The organism is Bacillus sp. H1a (genome assembly GCF_000633475.1).
GTDB classification, from domain to species: Bacteria; Bacillota; Bacilli; order Bacillales; family Bacillaceae_G; genus Bacillus_A; species Bacillus_A paramycoides.
The window spans coordinates 1-1,070 of record NZ_AYMH01000102.1 but is presented as its reverse complement, the minus strand read 5'-3'; the positions used below and the strand labels follow the sequence as shown (position 1 = coordinate 1,070).

The window sequence follows — 1,070 nt, the reverse complement described above, 5'->3', positions numbered from 1 at the left end:
CGCCAGTTCTTTACCCGACAACTGTTATTTAAAATATGGAAATCTTGGTTTCAAATCCATCGTTGTAAATCTATTAAACAAGAGCGATTAGAATGTCACCTTTATGGGCAACTCATTAGTATTCTATTATGTTCTTCTACTATGTTTAAAATGAGAGAACTCCTGTTACGTAAGAAACAGAAAGAGCTAAGTGAATATAAAGCGATGTACATAATTAAGGATTATTTTTTACTTTTTCACCAAGCATTACACAAAAACACCCAAGAGCTATCAAAGGTTCTCCTTCGTCTGTTTAACCTCCTACAGCGCAACGGACGAAAATCTCATCGATACGAGAAAAAGACAGTCTTTGATATTTTGAGTGTTGTTTATGAGTATACCACTTCTACTCATCAGGTAGCATAGTAAAAAATTTGAAACCCGTCAGGGTTTATTTGATATGCCTACTTTTATAAAATCTATAAAAGATAATAAAAACTATATGGAAAGACCGCATTTTATATAAAAATATATCTTAAGTTGATGGATGTGTGTCAGTACCCCTTTTTATCAAAATTAGTAACTGTTTATTTATTTTTTGTAAGAAAGCTCTTATTAACCTTGTTATATAAACGTTTTTCGTAGTTATCAAAATTGATAACTACGAAAACTCTTAAACCCCTTGATATCATTGAAGTTTGGTTCTGGTGCGAAAATGTTAGTTAGAAACATAGAGTAGCAATTTCCTCTTCATTTCTATCTTATGAAGCTAAGCCAAACAATTTATGAATAAATTCTTTCTGGTTTTGGACAGACTTATCCAGTAAAATAAGTTGCCCTTTTTTCATCATATGCATGGCTTCAACACCACTCAATATAGAGATTGCTGTTTTAAACGACTTGAATCCTAACATAGAACGAACTCACCTTTTAATAAACCGGTGGTCTTGTTCCACTATATTATTGAGATATTTAACTTGCCTTAGTTGTATGCCTTCAGGCATATGTTTCTCTTCTTTCAACTCTTGAATCGCTACAGGATAGGCAGGGTTCTTATCTACTGTTATCATGCGAAGTTTAGAAACATACGA

General features: G+C 32.6%; 2 pseudogenes. One reads left to right on the top strand and one right to left on the bottom strand.

Going from position 1 to position 1,070, the window contains the following annotated elements:
- Positions 1-405: pseudogene (locus tag U860_RS0129795) on the top strand (IS4 family transposase); the annotation flags it as partial.
- 335 nt (positions 406-740) lie between these two features.
- On the opposite strand, the pseudogene U860_RS32280 reads toward U860_RS0129795, so the two are convergent.
- Positions 741-1,070: pseudogene (locus U860_RS32280) on the bottom strand (DDE-type integrase/transposase/recombinase); the annotation flags it as partial.